At 60.8% G+C, this 20375-nt stretch carries 20 protein-coding genes; 16 read left to right on the forward strand and 4 right to left on the reverse strand.

All coding sequences use genetic code 11. The annotated features are described in order from the left end of the window. Window positions 1–94: 94 nt before the first annotated feature. Window positions 95–448, reverse strand: coding sequence for a hydroxyisourate hydrolase (gene uraH / locus AC07VV_RS29865; protein WP_011333195.1), 354 nt, complete (start codon window positions 446–448; stop codon window positions 95–97). A gap of 420 nt (window positions 449–868) precedes the next feature. Between uraH and puuE the strand changes: the two genes are divergently transcribed. From puuE to AC07VV_RS29905, 8 genes are all read left to right on the forward strand, one after another. Next, window positions 869–1795, forward strand: a complete 927-nt coding sequence (puuE, locus tag AC07VV_RS29870; protein WP_007960032.1) for an allantoinase PuuE — start codon at window positions 869–871, stop codon at window positions 1793–1795. Next, entirely contained in the window at window positions 1792–2307 is a 516-nt protein-coding gene (gene uraD / locus AC07VV_RS29875) for a 2-oxo-4-hydroxy-4-carboxy-5-ureidoimidazoline decarboxylase (RefSeq protein WP_495038287.1), read from the forward strand. Before puuE ends, uraD begins: the two co-directional genes overlap by 4 nt. An 87-nt stretch (window positions 2308–2394) precedes the next feature. Next, window positions 2395–3390: an allantoicase gene (alc, locus tag AC07VV_RS29880; RefSeq protein WP_096822937.1), complete on the forward strand. Its 996-nt coding sequence runs from the start codon at window positions 2395–2397 to the stop codon at window positions 3388–3390. Window positions 3391–3546: 156 nt separating this feature from the next. Further along, a complete protein-coding gene (locus tag AC07VV_RS29885) occupies window positions 3547–4050 on the forward strand; it encodes an ureidoglycolate lyase (protein WP_007960046.1) in 504 nt (167 codons plus the stop codon). A gap of 51 nt (window positions 4051–4101) precedes the next feature. Next, the gene (locus tag AC07VV_RS29890) at window positions 4102–5415 is read left to right on the forward strand and encodes a urate hydroxylase PuuD (RefSeq protein ID WP_134825964.1); all 1314 of its coding nucleotides are present in this window, start codon (window positions 4102–4104) and stop codon (window positions 5413–5415) included. 168 nt (window positions 5416–5583) lie between these two features. Next, window positions 5584–6942 (forward strand): nucleobase:cation symporter-2 family protein, encoded by a 1359-nt coding sequence (locus AC07VV_RS29895; RefSeq protein ID WP_495038288.1) that lies wholly within the window; start codon window positions 5584–5586, stop codon window positions 6940–6942. 85 nt (window positions 6943–7027) lie between these two features. Then, window positions 7028–7813, forward strand: a complete 786-nt coding sequence (locus AC07VV_RS29900) for an outer membrane protein OmpK (protein WP_495038289.1) — start codon at window positions 7028–7030, stop codon at window positions 7811–7813. A 372-nt stretch (window positions 7814–8185) separates the two neighbouring features. Further along, complete coding sequence (locus AC07VV_RS29905) at window positions 8186–8971, forward strand: outer membrane protein OmpK (RefSeq protein WP_495038290.1); 786 nt, start codon at window positions 8186–8188, stop codon at window positions 8969–8971. A 38-nt stretch (window positions 8972–9009) separates the two neighbouring features. Here AC07VV_RS29905 and AC07VV_RS29910 read toward each other — a convergent pair whose 3' ends face one another. Next, a complete protein-coding gene (locus AC07VV_RS29910; RefSeq protein WP_495038291.1) occupies window positions 9010–10182 on the reverse strand; it encodes a patatin-like phospholipase family protein in 1173 nt (390 codons plus the stop codon). A gap of 35 nt (window positions 10183–10217) precedes the next feature. After that, window positions 10218–11150 carry a lipid A biosynthesis lauroyl acyltransferase gene (locus AC07VV_RS29915; protein ID WP_495038292.1) on the reverse strand — a complete coding sequence of 311 codons (933 nt, stop codon included), beginning with the start codon at window positions 11148–11150 and terminating at the stop codon, window positions 10218–10220. A 117-nt stretch (window positions 11151–11267) separates the two neighbouring features. Here AC07VV_RS29915 and minC point away from each other — a divergent pair, with 117 nt between their 5' ends. From minC to AC07VV_RS29955, 8 genes are all read left to right on the forward strand, one after another. Then, the gene (gene minC / locus AC07VV_RS29920; RefSeq protein ID WP_096822970.1) at window positions 11268–12005 is read left to right on the forward strand and encodes a septum site-determining protein MinC; all 738 of its coding nucleotides are present in this window, start codon (window positions 11268–11270) and stop codon (window positions 12003–12005) included. 169 nt (window positions 12006–12174) lie between these two features. Beyond that, window positions 12175–12987 (forward strand): septum site-determining protein MinD, encoded by an 813-nt coding sequence (minD, locus tag AC07VV_RS29925; protein ID WP_096822931.1) that lies wholly within the window; start codon window positions 12175–12177, stop codon window positions 12985–12987. Next, window positions 12987–13241, forward strand: coding sequence for a cell division topological specificity factor MinE (gene minE, locus AC07VV_RS29930; RefSeq protein ID WP_003223146.1), 255 nt, complete (start codon window positions 12987–12989; stop codon window positions 13239–13241). The genes minD and minE overlap by 1 nt, the downstream gene beginning before the upstream one ends. Window positions 13242–13332: 91 nt before the next feature. Further along, complete coding sequence (locus AC07VV_RS29935) at window positions 13333–13968, forward strand: RluA family pseudouridine synthase (protein WP_085732336.1); 636 nt, start codon at window positions 13333–13335, stop codon at window positions 13966–13968. A 46-nt stretch (window positions 13969–14014) separates the two neighbouring features. Next, window positions 14015–15115: a hypothetical protein gene (locus AC07VV_RS29940; protein ID WP_495038293.1), complete on the forward strand. Its 1101-nt coding sequence runs from the start codon at window positions 14015–14017 to the stop codon at window positions 15113–15115. 120 nt (window positions 15116–15235) lie between these two features. Further along, window positions 15236–16525, forward strand: coding sequence for a M18 family aminopeptidase (locus AC07VV_RS29945; RefSeq protein WP_085710626.1), 1290 nt, complete (start codon window positions 15236–15238; stop codon window positions 16523–16525). A 126-nt stretch (window positions 16526–16651) separates the two neighbouring features. Next, a complete protein-coding gene (locus AC07VV_RS29950) occupies window positions 16652–16828 on the forward strand; it encodes a hypothetical protein (RefSeq protein ID WP_173861399.1) in 177 nt (58 codons plus the stop codon). Window positions 16829–16904: 76 nt separating this feature from the next. Then, a complete protein-coding gene (locus AC07VV_RS29955) occupies window positions 16905–19064 on the forward strand; it encodes a mechanosensitive ion channel domain-containing protein (protein WP_495038294.1) in 2160 nt (719 codons plus the stop codon). A gap of 341 nt (window positions 19065–19405) precedes the next feature. On the opposite strand, the gene AC07VV_RS29960 is transcribed toward AC07VV_RS29955, so the two are convergent. Then, complete coding sequence (locus AC07VV_RS29960) at window positions 19406–20119, reverse strand: UTRA domain-containing protein (RefSeq protein WP_085701120.1); 714 nt, start codon at window positions 20117–20119, stop codon at window positions 19406–19408. Window positions 20120–20375 lie beyond the last annotated feature (256 nt).

The raw sequence follows: 20375 nt of genomic DNA on the forward strand, positions 1-20375 counted from the left end.
ACGAGGGACGAAAAAAAGCCCGCAGTGTGAGCGGGCGAAAGACCAAAGAAGCTATATGCGCAGTCGCTTCCCGGTGGGGGCAGCTGCTTGGGGGTCAGCTGCCCCGGTACGTGGAATAGCTGTAAGGCGAGATCAGCAACGGTACGTGGTAGTGATCCTGTTCGGCAGAGATGCCGAACCGCAGCACCACCACGTCCAGGAATGCCGGTTCCGGCAACTGGACGCCACGGGCGCGGTAGTAATCGCCGGCGTGGAACTGAACCTGATAGACACCGGTACGGTAGTCATCGCCTTGCAGCAGCGGCGCATCGACCCGGCCATCGCTGTTGGTAAGCGCACTGGCGACCAATTCCAGGTGCGAACCTTCAACGCGGTACAGCTCAACCTTGATCGAGCTGCCCGGGCAACCGTGTGCAGCGTCCAAAACGTGTGTTGTCAAACGTCCCATTGATTCTGCGCGCCTGCCTGCGTGGAGCAGTCAGACTTCGCGCCTCCCGAAGTCAGTTGAAAAGGAGACCGCACCGTTTCGGAGCACGAAAAGCTGCGGCGAGCGATTGATTAAGACACTTTTCAAAAAAATTGTACACAATAAAAACGACATTTTTCCTCTCACCCCTGCCATCCCCCGATTTCCCGGTGATCTGCCCTTGCACCATGCATTCATTGAACCCCCAGTCCATTAGCTGACTGGTCAGGCAGGTTTCTTGCAGGCTCACGCCATTAGCAGTAAAAGATGACAGCCGGTGAAAAATGCGAAAATTCAGGCTTACAAATTGAGAATAAAGTTGTATACAATCAGCCCATCGCTGTGACGCCAGCCTGTGCAGGCCGTTACACAACCTGTCAACGAATAAGAAGGAAGACTGCAGTGAGCGCTGACTACCCACGCGACCTGATCGGTTACGGCAGTAACCCTCCTCACCCACACTGGCCGGGCAATGCCCGCATCGCACTGTCGTTCGTACTCAATTACGAAGAAGGCGGCGAGCGCAACATTCTGCACGGCGACAAAGAATCGGAAGCCTTCCTCTCGGAAATGGTCGCGGCCCAGCCTCTGCAAGGCGCGCGCAACATGAGCATGGAATCGCTTTACGAGTATGGCAGCCGTGCCGGCGTCTGGCGGATCCTGAAACTGTTCAAGGAATTCGACATTCCGCTGACCATCTTCGCCGTGGCCATGGCCGCCCAGCGCCACCCGGACGTGATCCGCGCGATGGTCGAGGCCGGCCACGAGATCTGCAGCCACGGCTACCGCTGGATCGACTACCAGTACATGGACGAGGCGCAGGAACGTGAGCACATGCTCGAAGCGATCCGCATCCTCACCGAACTCACCGGCGAGCGCCCACTGGGCTGGTACACCGGTCGCACCGGCCCGAACACCCGTCGTCTGGTGATGGAAGAAGGCGGTTTCCTCTACGACTGCGACACCTACGACGACGACCTGCCCTACTGGGAACCGAACAACCCGACCGGCAAGCCGCACCTGGTGATCCCGTACACCCTGGACACCAACGACATGCGCTTCACCCAGGTCCAGGGTTTCAACAAGGGCGACGACTTCTTCGAATACCTCAAAGACGCCTTCGACGTGCTCTACGCCGAAGGCGCTGAAGCACCGAAAATGCTGTCTATCGGCTTGCACTGCCGTCTGGTGGGCCGTCCGGCGCGTCTGGCGTCGCTCAAGCGCTTTATCGAATACGCCAAAAGTCATGAACAGGTGTGGTTCAGCCGTCGCGTCGACATCGCGCGTCACTGGCACGAAACCCACCCGTACCAAGGGGCTGCCAAATGAGCACCTTTCAAAGCCTGAAACCGTCGACCCTGAGCCGCGACGCCTTCGTCAAAGCCTTCGCCGACATCTACGAACATTCGCCATGGGTGGCCGAAAAGGCCTTCGACCTGGGCCAGGACCCATCGATCGATCAGATCGAAACCCTGCACCAGCGCATGAGCGACATCCTGTTGAGCGCCGATCACGCCAGTCAACTGGCACTGATCAACGCCCACCCGGACCTGGCCGGCAAAGCTGCCGTCCAGGGCCAGTTGACCGAAGCCAGCACTAATGAACAGGCTGGCGCCGGTATTCACCAATGCACGGCCGAAGAGTTTTCTCGCTTCACCGAGCTGAACGACGCCTACAAGGCCAAGTTCAAGTTTCCCTTCATCATGGCGGTAAAAGGCAGCAACCGGCATCAGATCCTCGCGGCGTTCGGAACGCGCATTCACAACCCGGTCGACACCGAGTTCAAATGCGCGCTGGCGGAGATCAACAAGATCGCCCTGTTCCGTTTACTGACTCTTTAGCGAGCATGGCCCGAGCGTGTCAGACGCGGAGAACGCCCAGGGCCTCGCAAGCATCCCAAGCCACTTATTTAAAGGCAGACAAGAAGAATGAAAGCTTACGCCGTACCTTTCGAGAAGTTCGTCAACCTGGCCGATGCCCGTCTGGGCACCAAAATCATCTCGGTCACCGATGACTGGTTCGCAGACGCCAATCGTCTGTTTCAGCCGACCCCGGCCGTGTGGAAGGAGGGCGTGTTCGACGACAACGGCAAGTGGATGGACGGCTGGGAATCGCGCCGCAAGCGCTTCGAAGGCTACGACAGCGCGGTGATCCGCCTGGGCGTACCGGGTTCGATCAAAGGCGTGGACATCGACACTTCATTCTTCACCGGCAACTTCCCGCCATCGGCCTCTCTGGAAGCGTGCTTCCTGGCGTCGGGCGAGCCGGACGAAAACACCCAGTGGACCGAAGTGCTGTCGGCCGTCGAGCTGCAGGGCAACAGCCACCACTACCACGAAATCAGCAACGACAAGGCGTTCAGCCACCTGCGCTTCAACATCTACCCGGATGGCGGCGTGGCCCGTCTGCGCGTGTACGGTGTTCCGCATCGCGACTGGTCGGCTGTCGGCGACAACGAGCAAGTGGACCTGGCAGCAGCCCTGAACGGTGGCCGCGCCCTCGCCTGCTCCGACGAACACTTCGGCCGCATGAGCAACATCCTCAACCCGGGCCGTGGCATCAACATGGGCGACGGTTGGGAAACCGCACGTCGTCGCACGCCAGGCAATGACTGGGTGATCGTCGCACTGGGCCACCCGGGCGAGATCGAGAAAATCATCGTCGACACCCTGCACTTCAAAGGCAACTACCCGGACACCTGCTCGATCCAGGGCGCGTTCGTCAAGGGCGGCACCGACAGCCAGATCGAAACCCAGTCGCTGTTCTGGCGCGAACTGCTGCCGAGCCAGAAGCTGGAAATGCACGCCGAACATACCTTCGTCGAGCAGATCAAGGCGCTGGGCCCGATCACCCACATCCGTCTGAACGTGTTCCCGGATGGTGGTGTGAGCCGCCTGCGCGTACTGGGCAAGGTCGCGAAGTAACACCGTAATGATCGTTCCCACGTCGAGGCGTCGAACCGTCTGCGTGGGAACGCATCACTGGACGCTCTGCGTCCACTCTGGATGTGACGCGGAGCGTCACGGGCTGCATTCCCACGCGGAGCGTGGGAACGATCACTCAACGAAAAGAAGAACAGCATGCGCACACTGACGATTGAACCGCTGACCAAAGAAGCCTTCGCCCCTTTCGGTGACGTGATCGAAACCGACGGCAGCGATCACTTCATGATCAACAACGGTTCGACCATGCGCTTCCACAAACTGGCGACGGTCGAAACCGCTACGCCTGAGGACAACGCGATCATCAGCATCTTCCGCGCCGACGCGCAGGACATGCCGCTGACCGTCAGCATGCTGGAACGCCATCCGCTGGGCAGCCAGGCTTTCATTCCGCTGCTCGGCAACCCCTTTCTGATCGTGGTCGCGCCACTTGGCGATGAACCTGTATCAGGCTTGGTCCGCGCCTTCGTCACCAACGGCAGGCAGGGCATCAATTACCATCGCGGCGTCTGGCACCACCCGGTGCTGACGATCGAAAAGCGGGATGACTTCCTGGTGGTTGATCGCAGTGGCACAGGCAATAACTGCGATGAGCATTTTTTCAAAGAGGATGAGCGTTTGATCCTCGCCCCCCACCAATAAGAGAAGGTCCGATCACTCGACAACAAGAGTGACGGGCGAGAGGTAAAGACTGTGGAAGCACATCTGTTGGAATGGCTGAACCTGAGCGTGCGCTGGGTTCACATGATCACTGGCGTGGCCTGGATCGGCGCGTCGTTCTACTTCGTCTGGCTGGAGAACAACCTCAACCGCGTCAACCCGAAAACCGGTCTTGCCGGTGATCTGTGGGCGATCCACGGCGGCGGTATCTATCACCTGGAAAAATACAAACTGGCCCCTCCGTCGATGCCGGAGAACCTGCACTGGTTCAAATGGGAAGCCTACTTCACCTGGATGTCGGGGATCGCGCTGCTGTGCGTGGTGTTCTACTCCAACCCCGTGCTCTACCTCGTGGCACCCGGCAGCGGCCTGACCGGCCCTGAAGGCGTAGCCATCGGCATCGGTTCGCTGATCGCCGGCTGGTTCATCTACGACTTCCTCTGCGATTCGCCACTCGGCAAGAAACCTGCCCTGCTCGGCTTCATCCTGTTCGTGCTGATCATCGGCGCGGCGTATGGCTTCAGCAAGGTGTTCAGCGGTCGTGGTGCGTACCTGCACGTCGGCGCGATCATCGGCACCATCATGGTCGGCAACGTGTTCCGTATCATCATGCCGGCGCAACGTGCACTGGTTGCAGCGATCGCCGAGAACCGCACGCCGGATCCGGCGCTGCCAGCCAAAGGCCTGCTGCGTTCCCGTCACAACAACTACTTCACCCTGCCGGTGCTGTTCATCATGATCAGCAACCACTTCCCGAGCACTTACGGCAGCCAGTACAACTGGTTGATCCTGGCCGGGATCGCAGTGTTGGCGGTGTTGGTGCGTCACTACTTCAACACCCGTCACGACAGCCACAAGTTTGCCTGGACTCTGCCGGTGGCAGCGGTGGGCATGATCACCCTGGCTTACGTCACCGGCCCTGCGCCGATGCCGACTGCACCGGAAGTGGCCAAGGCTCCAGCGAAAATCGAGTACCAGCCGCTGCCGGAAACGGCGCTGGGTGGTGGCGCGAAACCGGCTGAAGCGGCACAACCGGCCGCACCTGCTGCACCGGCCGCCGCTCCGGCTCAGGCGTCCAACGCCGGCCCTGCGTTCGACAAGGTACACAACGTGATCCAGGAACGCTGCGCGGTCTGCCATTCGGCCAAACCGACCAGCCCGCTGTTCAGCGCGGCACCGGCCGGTGTGATGTTCGACACCCCCGAGCAGATCCGCCAGAACGCGGCGCGGATCCAGGCGCAAGCCATCACCACGCAGATCATGCCACTGGGCAACATCACACAGATGACCCAGCAGGAACGTGACCTGATCGGTGCATGGATCGCGCAGGGAGCCCAGACCAACTAAGCAATAAAAGCATCGCGGGCAAGCCCGCTCACACAGGAATTCACACAATCCTGTGGGAGCTGGCTTGCCTGCGATTAGCCGCAACGCGGTTTACCTGATGCAAAAGGACAGCTGTGAGCAACCCGGCAGCTGTTCAATCACAAGAATAAAAAAGATCCGAGGTGTTGCATGTCCGAGCTGTCCAAAGCGCGCATCCCCGACGCACCCGCCATTCAGCGTTTGCCCCTTTTGCAACTGATCCTGGTCGGTTTGCAACATGTTCTGCTGATGTACGGCGGCGCCATCGCGGTACCGCTGATCATCGGACAGGCCGCTGGCCTGAGTCGTGAAGAAATCGCCTTCCTGATCAACGCCGACCTGCTGGTCGCCGGCATCGCCACCATCGTGCAATCCCTGGGCATCGGCCCGATGGGCATTCGCATGCCGGTGATGATGGGCGCCAGTTTCGCCGCCGTCGGCAGCATGGTCGCCATGGCCGGCATGCCAGGCATCGGTCTGCAGGGGATCTTCGGCGCCACCATCGCCGCCGGGTTCTTCGGCATGATCATCGCGCCATTCATGTCCAAGGTCGTGCGCTTCTTCCCTCCTCTCGTGACCGGCACGGTCATCACCTCGATCGGTTTATCGTTGTTCCCCGTGGCCGTGAACTGGGCCGGTGGCGGCGCTGGCGCCGCACAATTCGGTTCACCGATTTATCTGGCCATTGCCGCTTTGGTGCTGGCCACCATTCTGTTGATCCACCGCTTCATGCGCGGTTTCTGGGTCAACATTTCGGTGCTGATCGGCATGTGCCTGGGCTACGTGCTCTGCGGCGCCATCGGCATGGTCGATCTGAGCGGCATGGCCAATGCGCCATGGGTTCAATTCGTCACCCCGCTGCATTTCGGCATGCCGAAGTTCGAACTGGCGCCGATCCTGTCGATGTGTCTGGTGGTGGTGATCATCTTCGTCGAGTCCACCGGGATGTTCCTCGCACTGGGCAAGATCACCGGCCAGGACGTCTGCCCACGCATGCTGCGTCGCGGCTTGCTGTGTGATGCCGGCGCATCGTTCGTTGCCGGTTTCTTCAACACCTTCACCCACTCCTCCTTCGCGCAGAACATCGGCCTGGTGCAGATGACCGGCGTACGCTGCCGCTCGGTGACCATCGTTGCCGGCGGTTTGCTGATCGTCCTGAGCCTGTTGCCGAAAGCCGCGTTCCTGGTGGCATCGATTCCACCGGCGGTACTCGGCGGCGCAGCGATTGCGATGTTCGGCATGGTGGCGGCGACCGGGATCAAGATCCTGCAAGAGGCCGACATCGGCGACCGGCGCAATCAGTTGCTTGTAGCGGTAAGTATCGGCATGGGCCTGATCCCGGTGGTGCGTCCGGAGTTCTTCGCCCACCTGCCATTGTGGATGAGCCCGATCACCCACAGCGGCATCGCCATGGCCACCCTCAGCGCGCTGACACTGAACCTGTTGTTCAACATCCTCGGGGGCGCCGAACGCGCGGCCATCAACGACTGTCACGCACACCCGCACTGATCCGAAGAGTAAAAGAGGGGCTCGCCAACGCCAGCCCCCTCGCGACAGCTTTGCCTCAAACAATAAAAACAAGAGGGAGCAACAGATGATCCGGACTCAAACCAACGTGTTGTTGAGCGGCGGCCTGCTGGCCGCATCACAAGCCATGGCCGGCGATTTATTGCTGTGGCAGACCAACAGCCTGAGCTACCTGTACGGCAAGAATTTCGCGATCAACCCGTCGATCCAGCAGACGGTGACGTTCGAGCACGCCGACAAGTGGAAGTACGGCGACAACTTCCTGTTCGTCGACAAGATCTTCTACAACGGCCAGGAAGACCGCAACAAAGGCCCGCATACCTTCTACGGCGAATTCACCCCGCGCTTCTCGTTCGGCAAGATCTTCGATCGCAAGCTCGAATTCGGCCCGATCAAGGACGTGCTGCTGGCGATGTCCTACGAGTACGGCGAAGGCGAAAGCGAGGCCTATCTGATCGGCCCCGGTTTCGACCTGAAAGTGCCGGGCTTCAACTACGTCACCCTGAACATCTTCCGCCGCCAGACCGAAGGCCCGCGCCCCGGCGATGGTGTCTGGCAGATCACCCCGGGCTGGTCCTACAGCATTCCCGTGGGCAATTCCGATGTGCTGATCGATGGCTACCTCGACTGGGTCGTCGACAACGACGAAAACTCGCGCGGCACCTATCACGCCAACCTGCACATCAATCCGCAGATCAAATATGACCTGGGCAAAGCCCTCGGCTGGAGCCAGAAGCAGCTGTATGTCGGCACCGAATACAGCTACTGGAAGAACAAATACGGGGTCGAAAGCAGCCACAACCTCGACACCAATCAGAACACCGCCAGCCTGCTGGTGAAGGTGCACTTCTAAGATGACCCGCAACCGTGCCCCCTACCTGTCGTCGGTGCTCTGTTGCGGGGCACTTGAGGCCTGGCCGTTGAGTCAGTATTCTCCGCGGCCTCCTGAATTCGGTCTAAAAAAAAGCCCGGATTTAATTCCTGACCAACGGGCCAACTTATCCCGGCCCCGGTCAGTACCGAGGCATCCCGAAAACACGCTCAGTCGACTGTTTTTCTGCAGCCGACGGGCGTTTTTTTGCTTTTCGAAAAGCCTTGGCTCAGCTCTTGCTAACAGCACTAAAGCTGACCGGATGGATGACTTTTGCAGCAACGAAAAAAGGCGCCACACCAGAGCGCCGACTCAAAAAAATAAACGTGGAACACCTACTTTGGGAGCAACCGAATGAAACGTATGAGCACCAGCCTGATGCTTGCGGGAACCATGCTGGCCGGGGGCCAGGCAATGGCCGACGGCCTGCTGCAATGGCAGAACAACAGCCTGACCTACCTTTACGGCAAGGACTTCAAGGTCAACCCGGCCATCCAGCAGACGGTCACCTTCGAGCACGCCGATGCGTGGAAGTATGGGGACAACTTCCTGTTCATCGACAAGATCTTCTACAACGGCAAGCCAGACGGCGGCGTCGGCAACAACACCTATTACGGTGAGTTCCAGCCACGCATCTCGCTGGGCAAGGTGCTCGACCAGAAGATTGAATTCGGCCCGATCAAAGACGTGCTGCTGGCGATGACCTACGAGTTCGGTGAAGGTGACGTCGAGTCTTACCTGATCGGTCCAGGCTTCGACCTGGCGATTCCGGGCTTCGACTACTTCCAGCTGAACTTCTACCAGCGTCACACCGAAGGCTCGCGTCCGGGTGACAACGTCTGGCAGATCACGCCGGTCTGGTCCTACACCATTCCGGTCGGCGACTCGAACGTGCTGATCGACGGCTACATGGACTGGGTGGTCGACAACGACGTCAACAACAAAGGCGAATACCACGCCAACCTGCACTTCAACCCACAGGTCAAATACGACTTGGGCAAGGCGCTGAATTTCGGCGAGAAGCAGTTGTACGTCGGTGTTGAATACGACTACTGGAAAGACAAGTACGGGATCGATGACACCCGTGCCTTCACCACCAATCAGAACGTGACCAGCTTCCTGGTGAAGTTCCACTTCTGATAGTGCTGCGGATGGCGCCCGCCAGGGCGCCATCTGTTTCAGGCCGGAACCACCGCCTCGCCGATTCCGAGAAACCGGCACAGCTCATCGCGCTTGGCCAGTGCATCGCGCCGCCCCAGGTCGATCAGTTCACTGCAATACCCCGCCTCGAACAGCAAGTAGCTCAACACCCCTGCCCCGCTCGTCTTGGTCGCCCCCGGCCCGCGCAAGAACAGCCGCAACGCCGCCGGCAATTCCTGACGATGCCGCGCCGCGATTTCATCGATTGGCTGACTCGGCGAGATCACCAGCACTTCCACTGGCGCCACACCCAAGGCACGCGTTGGCGTTCCGTCGGGCATCAGATGGCTGAACTGGTTCAGACGCTGAAGCAGCTCGATATCGCTTTCCAGGCTGTCAATGAACGTACTGTTGAGCATGTGGCCGCCGATCTGCGCCAGTGTCGGCTGTTGACCGGTGTAAGTGCGCTCCAGCGGTTGTGCCGGGTCGAACCCGCGCGGGTTGCCGCTGACGCCCACCACCAGCACCCGGCTCGCCCCCAGATGCAAGGCCGGACTGATCGGCGCCGACTGCCGCACAGCGCCATCGCCGAAATACTCCTCGCCGATTTTCACCGGCGCGAACAACAGCGGAATCGCTGAACTGGCGAGCAAGTGCTCCACGGTCAATTGCGTCGGCACGCCGATGCGCCGATGACGCAACCATGAGTCGATGGTGCCGCCGCCCTGATAGAAGGTCACCGCTTGCCCGGATTCGTAGCCGAATGCAGTCACCGCCACCGCATGCAACTGCTTGCGGGCGATGGACTCGGCAATGCCGGGCATGTGCAGTTTTTCATTGAGCAGATGGCGCAACGGCGAGCTGTTGAGCAGCGCCACCGGCAATTGCCGGCCCATGCCCAGCAGACTATGGCTGACGAAACGGCTGGCCTGGCGGATCACCCCCGGCCAGTCGCTGCGCAGCACGCGATGGCTGCGAAAGCCTTGCCAGAACAAGGTCAGGCGTTCGATGGCGGCACGAAAGTCCGTGGCGCCGCTGGCCAGACTGACCGCGTTGATCGCCCCGGCCGACGTACCGACGATCACCGGGAACGGATTGTCCGCGCCCAGCGGCAGCAGTTCGGCAATCGCCGCCAGCACCCCCACCTGATACGCCGCCCGAGCCCCGCCGCCGGAAAGAATCAAACCTGTGACCGGTTCAGCTGGGCTCATCGCAACGCTCCGTGGTGCTTATAGGAAGGGATTGTTCAACCGCGTTTGGCGTACAGCTTCGGCTCACCCGGTGGACGGCTCTTGAAGCGACGGTGCGCCCACAAGTATTGCTCGGGGCAATCGCGCAACACGCCTTCTACCCACTGGTTGATGCGGATGCAGTCGGCTTCTTCGGTCTCGCCCGGGAAACCTTCCAGCGGCGGATGGATCACCAGACGATAGCCACTGCCGTCAGCCAGACGTTCCTGGGTGAACGGCACCACCAGCGCCTTGCCCAGCCGCGCGAACTTGCTGGTGGCCGTCACGGTCGCGGCCTGAATGCCGAACAACGGCACGAAGATGCTTTGCTTGGCGCCGTAGTCCTGATCCGGTGCGTACCAGATCGCGCGCCCGGAACGCAGTAACTTGAGCATCCCGCGCACGTCGTCACGCTCCACTGCCAGCGAATCGAGGTTGTGCCGCTCGCGGCCCTGACGCTGGATGAAGTCGAACAACGGGTTCTTGTGCTCGCGGTACATGCCGTCGATGGTGTGCTGCTGGCCGAGCAGCGCTGCGCCGATTTCCAGGGTGGTGAAATGCACCGCCATCAGAATCACGCCCTTGCCTTCGCGCTGGGCCTGTTGCAGATGCTCCAGGCCTTCGACGTGGGCCAGTTTCGCCAGACGCTGACGCGACCACCACCAGCTCATCGCCATTTCAAAGAAGGCGATGCCGGTGGAGGCAAAGTTCTCTTTGAGCAGCCGTTTGCGTTCGGCGGCGGATTTTTCCGGGAAACACAGTTCCAGATTGCGCTTGGCGATGCGCCGCCGGTCGCCGGCAAAGCGATACATCAAGGCACCGAGAAAGCGACCGATGGCCAGCAATGCCGGATACGGCAGCTGCACGATCAGCCACAACAGCCCCAGGCCGCACCAGAGCGGCCAGAAGCGGGGAGCAAGAAATGCTTTTCGAAAACGCGGGCGATCCATTAAAGCTTCCGTAAATACAGTGGCCGCGCATTCTACATCGTTCGACCCGGCTTGCGGCTGGCGGGCGTTCTCGTTATAAGTCTCGGCACTTTTAGTGACAAGCCGTTGTATGCCGACATGAGCCAAACCGAATCGCCAGACCAAGATCCCGTGTTCCAGCTGAAGGGCAGCATGCTCGCCATTACGGTGCTGGAACTGTCCCGCAACGACCTGGACAGCCTCGATCGGCAATTGGCCGCCAAAGTCGCCCAGGCACCGAATTTCTTCAGCAACGCGCCGCTGGTTCTGGCGCTGGACAAGTTGCCGCCGAGCGAAGGCGCCGTTGATCTGCCGGGCCTGATGCGCGTGTGCCGCCAGCACGGTCTGCGCACCCTGGCGATCCGCGCCAGCCGCATCGAAGACATCGCCGCCGCCATCGCCATCGACATCCCGGTGCTGCCGCCGTCCGGCGCCCGTGAGCGGCCGCTGGAAACCGCCGAGCCTGTCGCCCCGAAGAAGCCGGAAAAACCGCCGGAGCCGACCGTCAAACAGACCCGCGTCATCACCACGCCAGTACGTGGTGGCCAACAGATCTATGCCCAGGGTGGCGATCTGGTGGTGGTTTCCTCGGTCAGCCCGGGGGCGGAACTTCTCGCCGATGGCAACATCCATGTATACGGCCCGATGCGCGGTCGTGCGCTGGCCGGGGTCAAGGGCGACACCAAGGCGCGGATTTTCTGTCAGCAATTGAGCGCTGAACTGATCTCCATCGCAGGCCATTACAAGGTTTCCGAAGACCTGCGTCGCGATCCGATGTGGGGTTCGGGTGTACAGGTCAGCCTATCGGGCGACGTGTTGAACATCATTCGGCTTTAACGGATACTGCCGCATTTTCCAAGCATCTCTAAAACGTAGCGAAAACGGCTCAAACGAAGTAGGAAAAAGGCCAAAAGCCAAATTCCAGCCAAGGCTGTCCGACTGCAGTAGTTTTCAAGAGATGTTTTTCAGGGGCTGAACAGTCCTTCTTCCTTAGGGGTGAAACACCTTGGCCAAGATTCTCGTGGTTACATCCGGCAAGGGTGGTGTGGGTAAGACCACCACCAGCGCCGCTATCGGTACCGGCCTCGCTCTGCGCGGCCACAAAACAGTGATCGTCGACTTCGACGTGGGCTTGCGTAACCTTGACCTGATCATGGGTTGCGAGCGCCGCGTGGTGTATGACTTCGTCAACGTCGTGAACGGCGAAGCCAACCTGCAACAGGCCCTGATCAAAGACAAGCGCCTGGAAAACCTCTATGTACTGGCCGCCAGCCAGACCCGCGACAAAGACGCGCTGACCGTCGAAGGCGTGGAAAAAGTCCTGATGGAGCTCAAGGAACAATTCGAGTTCGTGGTCTGCGACTCCCCGGCGGGCATCGAGAAAGGCGCCCACCTGGCCATGTACTTCGCTGACGAAGCGATCGTCGTGACCAACCCGGAAGTCTCCTCGGTACGTGACTCGGACCGCATGCTCGGCCTGCTGGCCAGCAAGTCCCGTCGCGCCGAACGTGGCGAAGACCCGATCAAGGAACACCTGCTGATCACCCGCTACCACCCGGAGCGCGTTGAAAAGGGCGAAATGCTCGGCGTCGAAGACGTCAAGGAAATCCTCTCGGTGACCCTGCTGGGCGTGATCCCGGAATCCCAGGCGGTGCTCAAGGCTTCCAACCAGGGCGTCCCGGTCATCCTCGACGACCAGAGCGATGCCGGCCAGGCCTACAGCGACACCGTCGACCGCCTGCTGGGCAAAGACAAAGCACACCGGTTCCTCGATGTCGAGAAGAAGGGATTCTTCGAGCGCCTGTTTGGAGGTAGGTAATGAACCTTTTTGACTTCTTTCGTGCCAACAAAAAGCCAAGCACTGCCTCGGTAGCGAAAGAGCGTCTACAGATCATCGTGGCGCATGAGCGCGGCCAGCGCAGCACGCCGGATTACCTGCCAGCCTTGCAGAAGGAACTGGTGGACGTGATCCGCAAGTACGTCAATATCGGCAACGACGACGTACATGTTGCACTGGAGAGCCAGGGCAGTTGCTCGATTCTGGAACTCAACATCACCCTGCCAGATCGCTGAGTCGATCCGGCAGGAACGACGGCGGCTCAGGGCCCTTCCGACACCGGAGGGGCCCTGAGCCGCCGTTGGCATTTGTTACGAGGCTGTTTTAATGCCGCTGTCCAACATCCACATCATCCATCAGGACGCCGCCGTACTGGTGGTGAACAAACCGACCCTGTTGCTCTCGGTGCCCGGCCGGGCCGACGACAACAAGGACTGCCTGATCACTCGCCTGCAGGAAAACGGCTACCCGGAAGCGCGTATCGTCCATCGTCTGGACTGGGAAACCTCCGGCATCATTCTGCTGGCTCGCGACGCGGACACCCACCGCGAACTGTCGCGCCAATTTCACGACCGCGAAACCGAAAAGGCCTACACCGCCCTGTGCTGGGGTCAGCCGGAACTGGACAGCGGCAGCATCGACCTGCCCCTGCGCTACGATCCACCAACCAAGCCACGCCACGTGGTCGACCACGAATTCGGTAAACACGCCCTGACCTTCTGGCGCGTGCTGGAACGTTGCGGCGACTGGTGCCGCGTCGAACTGACGCCGATCACCGGCCGCTCGCACCAGTTGCGCGTGCACATGCTGTCCATCGGTCACCCGCTGCTCGGTGACGGGCTCTATGCTCATGAGCAAGCCCTCGCCGCCTGGCCGCGCCTGTGCCTGCACGCGAGCATGCTCAGCTTTACCCACCCACAGTCCGGCGAGCGCTTGCGCTTCGAATGCCCGGCTCCGTTTTAAGCACTGCCAGACCGGCAGCCGCCTGTTTTAAAGGATTTTGTTCCGGATGAGTTGTATTGATTCCCTGGCAACACCCGTCAAGAAGACCCGTCATCAACTGCTCTACCTGATTTACGGTAACCAGGATGTTTACCGGCGCGAAGCCAAGTTCAGCATCCTGACCGCCCTGTCTCAGGCCAAGACCGGCAAACGTCCGGCGATCAGGATTCTCACTGACCGGCCGCAGGACTACGAAGGCTGGCCGGTCGACACCGTGCTGCTCGACGAGCCGACCCTGGCCCGCTGGCAAGGCGACAACGGCTATCACCACCGGCGCAAGGCCTGTGCGATTGCCGCCGGCCTGCAACTGGCCGAAAAGACCTTGTTCGTCGACACCGACACCCTGTTCACCAGTGACCCGAACCGCCTGTTCCAGGACATCACCCCTGGGCAATCAGTGATGGATCGTTTCGAATACGACTGGAAAGACGTCTTCGAGCGCGATGACTACCTGAAGCTCGGTCGCGACCTCAGCGCCCACGGCGTAACCCCGGACAACGGCTTCAAGCTCTACAACAGCGGGCTGTGCGGCGTAACCGACAGCGACGGGGAATTGTTCGAAGAGTCGATCCGTCTGATCGACGAATGGACGGCCGACGGTTTCGAGATCCATACCATCGAACAGATCGCTCTGTCGTTCGCCCTGCGCAAGCGGCCCGTGGTCGAGGCGCGCAAGTACATCTATCACTACTTCGCGGAAAAGCGCTTTTTCCATGCGATGCAGGCGTTCTTCTTCTCCCAGCACGGCGAGAAGTTCAGCCAGCGCCTGGTGGATCTGTGCAAGGACGTGCCGCGGGTCAAGCCGTTTCCATCCGCCTGGCAGCGCCTGAAAATCAAATGGAAGCTGCGCAACCAGAGCGGCGCCATGCGCAAGGTCGGCCGCGATCTGCTGTACGGCAGCGCCGCACCGGATCATCCGTACTACAGCGCCTGTCGCCATGAGTGGTGGGAATGTGCCTCGCGAGAGATTCTTCGTTGGGACGAGAGCCGCCAGAAAAAGCTTTTGAACCAGAGCCGTTGGCCACAACAACTGCCGCGTCCGGAAAAGCCCGAAGACGAAAAAGTCATCATGAGCTACCTGAAAAAACGCGTGGCCGCCGCCCGCTGACCCCCACTGTCCACTGCGGGAGCCTGCCCCCGCAGTGGATCTCCTCTTACATTCGATTTCGATTGTGGCCTGCGCACCGGCATGCGTTAAACTCCCGCCCATTGCTGTCTGGAGCTTCTTATGCGCGAAGAGTTGAACCAAGGCCTGATCGACTTCCTCAAGGCCTCCCCTACCCCGTTTCACGCCACCGCCAGCCTTGTTCAACGCCTGGAGGCCGCCGGTTATGTGCGTCTCGACGAGCGCGAGACCTGGCACACCGAAGCCAATGGCCGTTACTACGTCACCCGTAACGACTCCTCGATCGTCGCAATCAAGATGGGCCGCAACTCTCCGCTGCACGACGGCATCCGTCTGGTCGGCGCCCATACCGACAGCCCGTGCCTGCGCGTCAAGCCGCAACCTGAATTGCAGCGCCAGGGTTTCTGGCAGCTGGGCGTCGAAGTCTACGGCGGCGCGCTGCTGGCACCGTGGTTCGACCGTGATCTGTCGCTGGCCGGCCGCGTCACCTTCCGCCGCGACGGCAAGGTCGAGAGCCAGTTGATCGACTTCAAGGCTCCGATCGCGATCATTCCCAACCTGGCCATCCACCTCAATCGCGAAGCCAATCAGGGCTGGGCGATCAATGCCCAGACCGAGCTGCCGCCAATTCTCGCGCAGTTCGCCGGTGACGAGCGTGTGGACTTCCGCGCAGTCCTCACCGATCAACTGGCCCGCGAGCACGGCCTTAATGCCGACGTGGTGCTCGATTACGAGCTGAGCTTCTACGACACCCAAAGCGCCGCCGTCATCGGTCTGAACGGTGACTTCATCGCCGGCGCCCGCCTCGACAACCTGCTGTCGTGCTACGCCGGCCTGCAAGCCCTGCTGACCGCCGACACCGAAGAAACCTGCGTGCTGGTGTGCAACGACCACGAAGAAGTCGGCTCATGCTCGGCATGCGGCGCCGACGGCCCGATGCTCGAACAGACCCTGCGTCGCCTGTTGCCCGAGGGTGATGAGTTCGTACGCACCATTCAGAAATCCCTGCTGGTCTCGGCCGACAACGCCCACGGCGTGCACCCGAACTACGCCGAGAAGCACGACGCCAACCACGGCCCGAAACTCAACGCCGGCCCGGTGATCAAGGTCAACAGCAACCAGCGCTACGCCACCAACAGCGAAACCGCCGGGTTCTTCCGTCATCTGTGCATGGCCGAAGAAGTCCCGGTGCAAAGTTTCGTGGTGCGCAGCGACATGGGTTGCGGCTCGACCATTGGCCCGATCACCGCCAGCCACCTGGGCGTGCGCACGGTCGACATCGGTCTGCCGACGTTCGCCATGCACTCGATCCGCGAACTGTGCGGCAGCCATGACCTGGCCCACCTGGTCAAAGTGCTGAGCGCGTTCTACGCCAGCCGCGAATTGCCGTAACCGGTTCTGTGGCGAGGGCGCTTGCTCCCTCGCCACGGCGACTGCGCAGTGACTGTGATACACATCACCACCGGTCGGCAAAATTCCACCTAGACTTAAATCATCCCCTACGACAAGGCTGTCGCCATGATCTCGATGTCTGCGTTCCACGCCATGCTCATTCCGATTCTGTGCGGAATGATTCTGCTGGCAATCGGCTTCAACTTCCGCGACAAGAACGCCGGAGTGTTCGCCATGTGGATCGGCATGCTGTTGATCCTGGCCACGGTGGTCTACAAGATCCTCGCCAAACTCAACGAATAAATCCGCGCCCGGCTCGCATTGATTTTGGCGGGCTCGTACACTCGCCCGATCCGCCCCTTGCGAGGTTGACCGCCTAGTGTTCGCTCGTCTTTTTGCCCTGCCCTGCCTGTTCCTCATCTGCCTGATGACGCTGCTGCCGTTGGCGCCTGCCCACGCGGTGAGCCTGCCCGGGCTGCTCAGTGGCCCGAACAAGGCGCAACCCGAGGCCCAGGAACCCCTCGGCCAGTCCCTCGACGAAGTCATCAAGTCGCTGGAAAACGACAAGCAACGCGCCCAGTTGCTGAGCGACCTGAAAAAACTGCGCGACGCCACAAAAAAAGCCCAGGCCACCCCGGAAGAAGGCGTGCTGGGCCTGATCGGCGGCACCCTCGCCACCTTCGAAAAGCAATTTACCGGCAGCGACAGCCCGCTCAATCGCTGGTCCGCCGAATTCGATCTGGCCAAAGACGAACTGTCTGACCTGATGCTGCCGGCCAGCGAATGGCTGCCGATCATCTTCGCCTTCGCCGTGATCCTCGCCGTCTGGAGCCTGCTCGCCGCCGCACTGATCTGGCTCGGCCACCGGGTGCGCATGCGCTTCGGCCTGACCGAAGAGCTGCCGCAAAACCCCCGGGCCCTCGACATGCTGCGCTTCGCCCTGCGCAAGCTCGGGCCATGGATGATTGCCCTGGCCATCACGGTTTACATGAGCTACGCGCTGCCGTCGTCGCTGGGCAAAAGCCTGGCGATGGTTCTGGCCTACGCGCTGGTGGTCGGCACCTGTTTCTCGGCGATCTGCGTGATTGCCTTTTCCGTACTCGACGGCCCGCACCGCCATCGCGCGCTGTACATCCTGCGCCATCAGGCCTTCCGCCCCTTGTGGTTGATCGGCAGCTTCGCCGCGTTCGGCGAAGCCCTGAACGACCCGCGACTGGTGGCCGGCCTCGGCGTGCACCTGGCGCACACCGCCGCCACCGTCGCCAATGTGCTCGCAGCCCTGTCGACCGGCCTGTTCATCCTGCGCTTCCGCCGCCCGATCGCCCACCTGATCCGCAACCAGCCGCTGTCCCGCCGCCTGACCCGCCGCGCCCTCAGCGACACCATCGATATCCTCGGCACCTTCTGGTACGTGCCGGCGCTGGTGCTGGTTGGGATTTCCCTGTTCGCCACCTTCGTCTCCGCCGGCGACACCAGCACCGCCCTGCGCCAGTCGCTGATCTGCACCGTGCTGCTGGTGTTGTGCATGGTGATCAACGGCCTCGTCCGCCGCCACGCCCTCAAACCCCAACGCGGCCCGAAACGTCACGCGTTCTATTCCGAACGCCTGAAAAGCTTCTTCTACACCCTCGCTCATTTGCTGGTGTGGCTGGCGTTCATCGAACTCGGCCTGCGGGTCTGGGGCATGTCCCTGATCGGCTTCACCGAAGGCGAAGGCCACGACGTCAGCGTCAAACTGTTCAGCCTGATCGGCACGTTGATCTTCGCCTGGCTGATCTGGATCCTCAGCGACACCGCCGTCCACCACGCCCTCACCCGCTCACGCAAAGGCCTGGCCAACGCCCGCGCGCAAACGATGATGCCGCTGATCCGCAACGTGCTGTTCGTGGCGATCTTCATCATCGCCCTGATCGTCGCGCTGGCGAACATGGGCATGAACGTCACGCCCCTGCTGGCCGGTGCCGGCGTGATCGGCCTGGCGATCGGCTTCGGCGCCCAGTCACTGGTGGCCGATCTGATCACCGGCCTGTTCATCATCATCGAAGACTCCCTGGCCATCGACGACTACGTCGACGTCGGCGGGCACCTGGGCACCGTCGAAGGCCTGACCATCCGCACCGTGCGCCTGCGGGACATCGACGGCATCGTCCACACCATCCCGTTCAGCGAAATCAAAAGCATCAAGAACTACTCCCGGGAATTCGGCTACGCGATCTTCCGCGTGGCGGTGCCGTTCAACATGAACATCGACGAAGCCATCAAACTGATGCGCGAAGTCGGCCAGAAAATGCGCACCGACCCGCTGCAGCGCCGCAACATCTGGTCGCCACTGGAGATACAAGGGGTGGAAAGCTTCGAGTCCGGCAACGCGATATTGCGCGCCCGGTTCAAGACCGCACCGATCAAACAGTGGGAAGTTTCACGGGCGTTCAATTTGTCGCTGAAACGGCATCTGGATGAGGCAGGACTGGATCTCGCGACGCCGAGGATGAATGTGCAAGTCATCACAGCGGGCGGTGGTGGCCAAACTCAGGAATAGCCCAACCTCCACGCCTCCCCCACTCAACACAATGAGCGTTAGCTCGAGTACCGCTTTTGACGTGCCGGCCCCATCGGAAGGCTGAGTGGAGGGATTCATCCGGGGGTAGGCGCGCAGCGCCGTTTGGCGAAGCCAAACACATCGAGAGGAGGTGCAGCGAAGCAAACCGTAGGCGATGCCCCCGGATGAATCCCGGAACGAAGGAACACCGAGCCCAGGCGAGGTGCCGAACGCCGGGGCCTAGACCTTTGGTTCCTTTGGGGCGTTTGCCAAAGGGACTCGCCGTAAGGGCGAAACCATAAGAAGCCGTTACCGCAGCAACGGATATTCACCCAAAAAAATCAAACTACATCAACACCGACGTGAATCGCATCATGCCGCCAAAACTCCAGATCACAATCAATCAACCGCCCAGCCTGATCATAATTAACCCGAGCAATCCGTAACCCCGGACTCCCCACCGACACCCTCAACGCCGCCGCCGCATCCACCGACAACGACGTAGGCACAATCTCGAACCGCACCCGCCCATAGTGCAAATCGTAATGCCGCGCATACAGCTCGGTAATCGACTGATTCAAATCAAACTCCAGAATCCCCGGAAAAAACTGCGGATTCAGATAATGCTCCACATACAACACCAGCCGCCCATCGATCCGCCGCGACCGGCAAATCTGAATCACGCTCGACAGCGCCGGCAACTGCAACCACGCACACACCGCCGCTGACGCCGGTTGCAACCGCGCCGAAATCACCTCGGTCGACGGCACCCGCCCCTGCGCACTGACCATCGCGTGAAAGTGACTGCGCTGCATCAGGTTATAGGCCAGGCGCGGCGGCGACACGAACCAGCCCCGACGCTCCTCGCGATAAATCTGCCCTTGCGCCTCCAGCTGCAACAAGGCTTCCCGTACCGTAATCCGGGTCGTGCCGAACAACTCGCTGAGCTTGCGCTCGGCCGGCAACTTGCTCCCCGCTGCGAGCAAGCCATGGTCGAGTTGCTCCTGAAGGATCTGGCCAATGGCTGTCACCGCTTTTGTTGCCTCATCGCGCATCAACGTTACCTATCTGGACTAGACCAGCACTGTTTCGGGGCAAAACCGCACGACTATTGCGCCGTTCGGTCGTGCTGCAAGCCTAGGCAGTGCAGATGACCGAGAGATGACAAAACTACCGAACGGTCGCCCTGACAACTTGCAATACATCGGCCAAGTCCCTTGCCCACCGGGACTTTGAGGGTGGTCTACGCTTACCCGGCAGCCGTCGATACCGGAGAAATAAAAGCCGGGCCGGGTATCCGCCGACATCAAA

It is taken from the genome of Pseudomonas sp. GW821-FHT02C04 (assembly GCF_059421845.1).

Coding starts and splice junctions, on each gene's coding strand:
- AC07VV_RS29945 (WP_085710626.1), top strand. CDS start 15,236: ATGCGCGAAGAGTTGAACCAAGGCCTGATCGACTTCCTCAAGGCCTCC.
- AC07VV_RS29900 (WP_495038289.1), top strand. CDS start 7,028: ATGATCCGGACTCAAACCAACGTGTTGTTGAGCGGCGGCCTGCTGGCC.
- minE (WP_003223146.1), top strand. CDS start 12,987: ATGAACCTTTTTGACTTCTTTCGTGCCAACAAAAAGCCAAGCACTGCC.
- AC07VV_RS29960 (WP_085701120.1), bottom strand. CDS start 20,119: ATGCGCGATGAGGCAACAAAAGCGGTGACAGCCATTGGCCAGATCCTT.
- AC07VV_RS29950 (WP_173861399.1), top strand. CDS start 16,652: ATGATCTCGATGTCTGCGTTCCACGCCATGCTCATTCCGATTCTGTGC.
- AC07VV_RS29885 (WP_007960046.1), top strand. CDS start 3,547: ATGCGCACACTGACGATTGAACCGCTGACCAAAGAAGCCTTCGCCCCT.
- uraH (WP_011333195.1), bottom strand. CDS start 448: ATGGGACGTTTGACAACACACGTTTTGGACGCTGCACACGGTTGCCCG.
- uraD (WP_495038287.1), top strand. CDS start 1,792: ATGAGCACCTTTCAAAGCCTGAAACCGTCGACCCTGAGCCGCGACGCC.
- AC07VV_RS29940 (WP_495038293.1), top strand. CDS start 14,015: ATGAGTTGTATTGATTCCCTGGCAACACCCGTCAAGAAGACCCGTCAT.
- AC07VV_RS29915 (WP_495038292.1), bottom strand. CDS start 11,150: ATGGATCGCCCGCGTTTTCGAAAAGCATTTCTTGCTCCCCGCTTCTGG.
- AC07VV_RS29905 (WP_495038290.1), top strand. CDS start 8,186: ATGAAACGTATGAGCACCAGCCTGATGCTTGCGGGAACCATGCTGGCC.
- minC (WP_096822970.1), top strand. CDS start 11,268: ATGAGCCAAACCGAATCGCCAGACCAAGATCCCGTGTTCCAGCTGAAG.
- AC07VV_RS29910 (WP_495038291.1), bottom strand. CDS start 10,182: ATGAGCCCAGCTGAACCGGTCACAGGTTTGATTCTTTCCGGCGGCGGG.
- AC07VV_RS29895 (WP_495038288.1), top strand. CDS start 5,584: ATGTCCGAGCTGTCCAAAGCGCGCATCCCCGACGCACCCGCCATTCAG.
- alc (WP_096822937.1), top strand. CDS start 2,395: ATGAAAGCTTACGCCGTACCTTTCGAGAAGTTCGTCAACCTGGCCGAT.
- AC07VV_RS29935 (WP_085732336.1), top strand. CDS start 13,333: ATGCCGCTGTCCAACATCCACATCATCCATCAGGACGCCGCCGTACTG.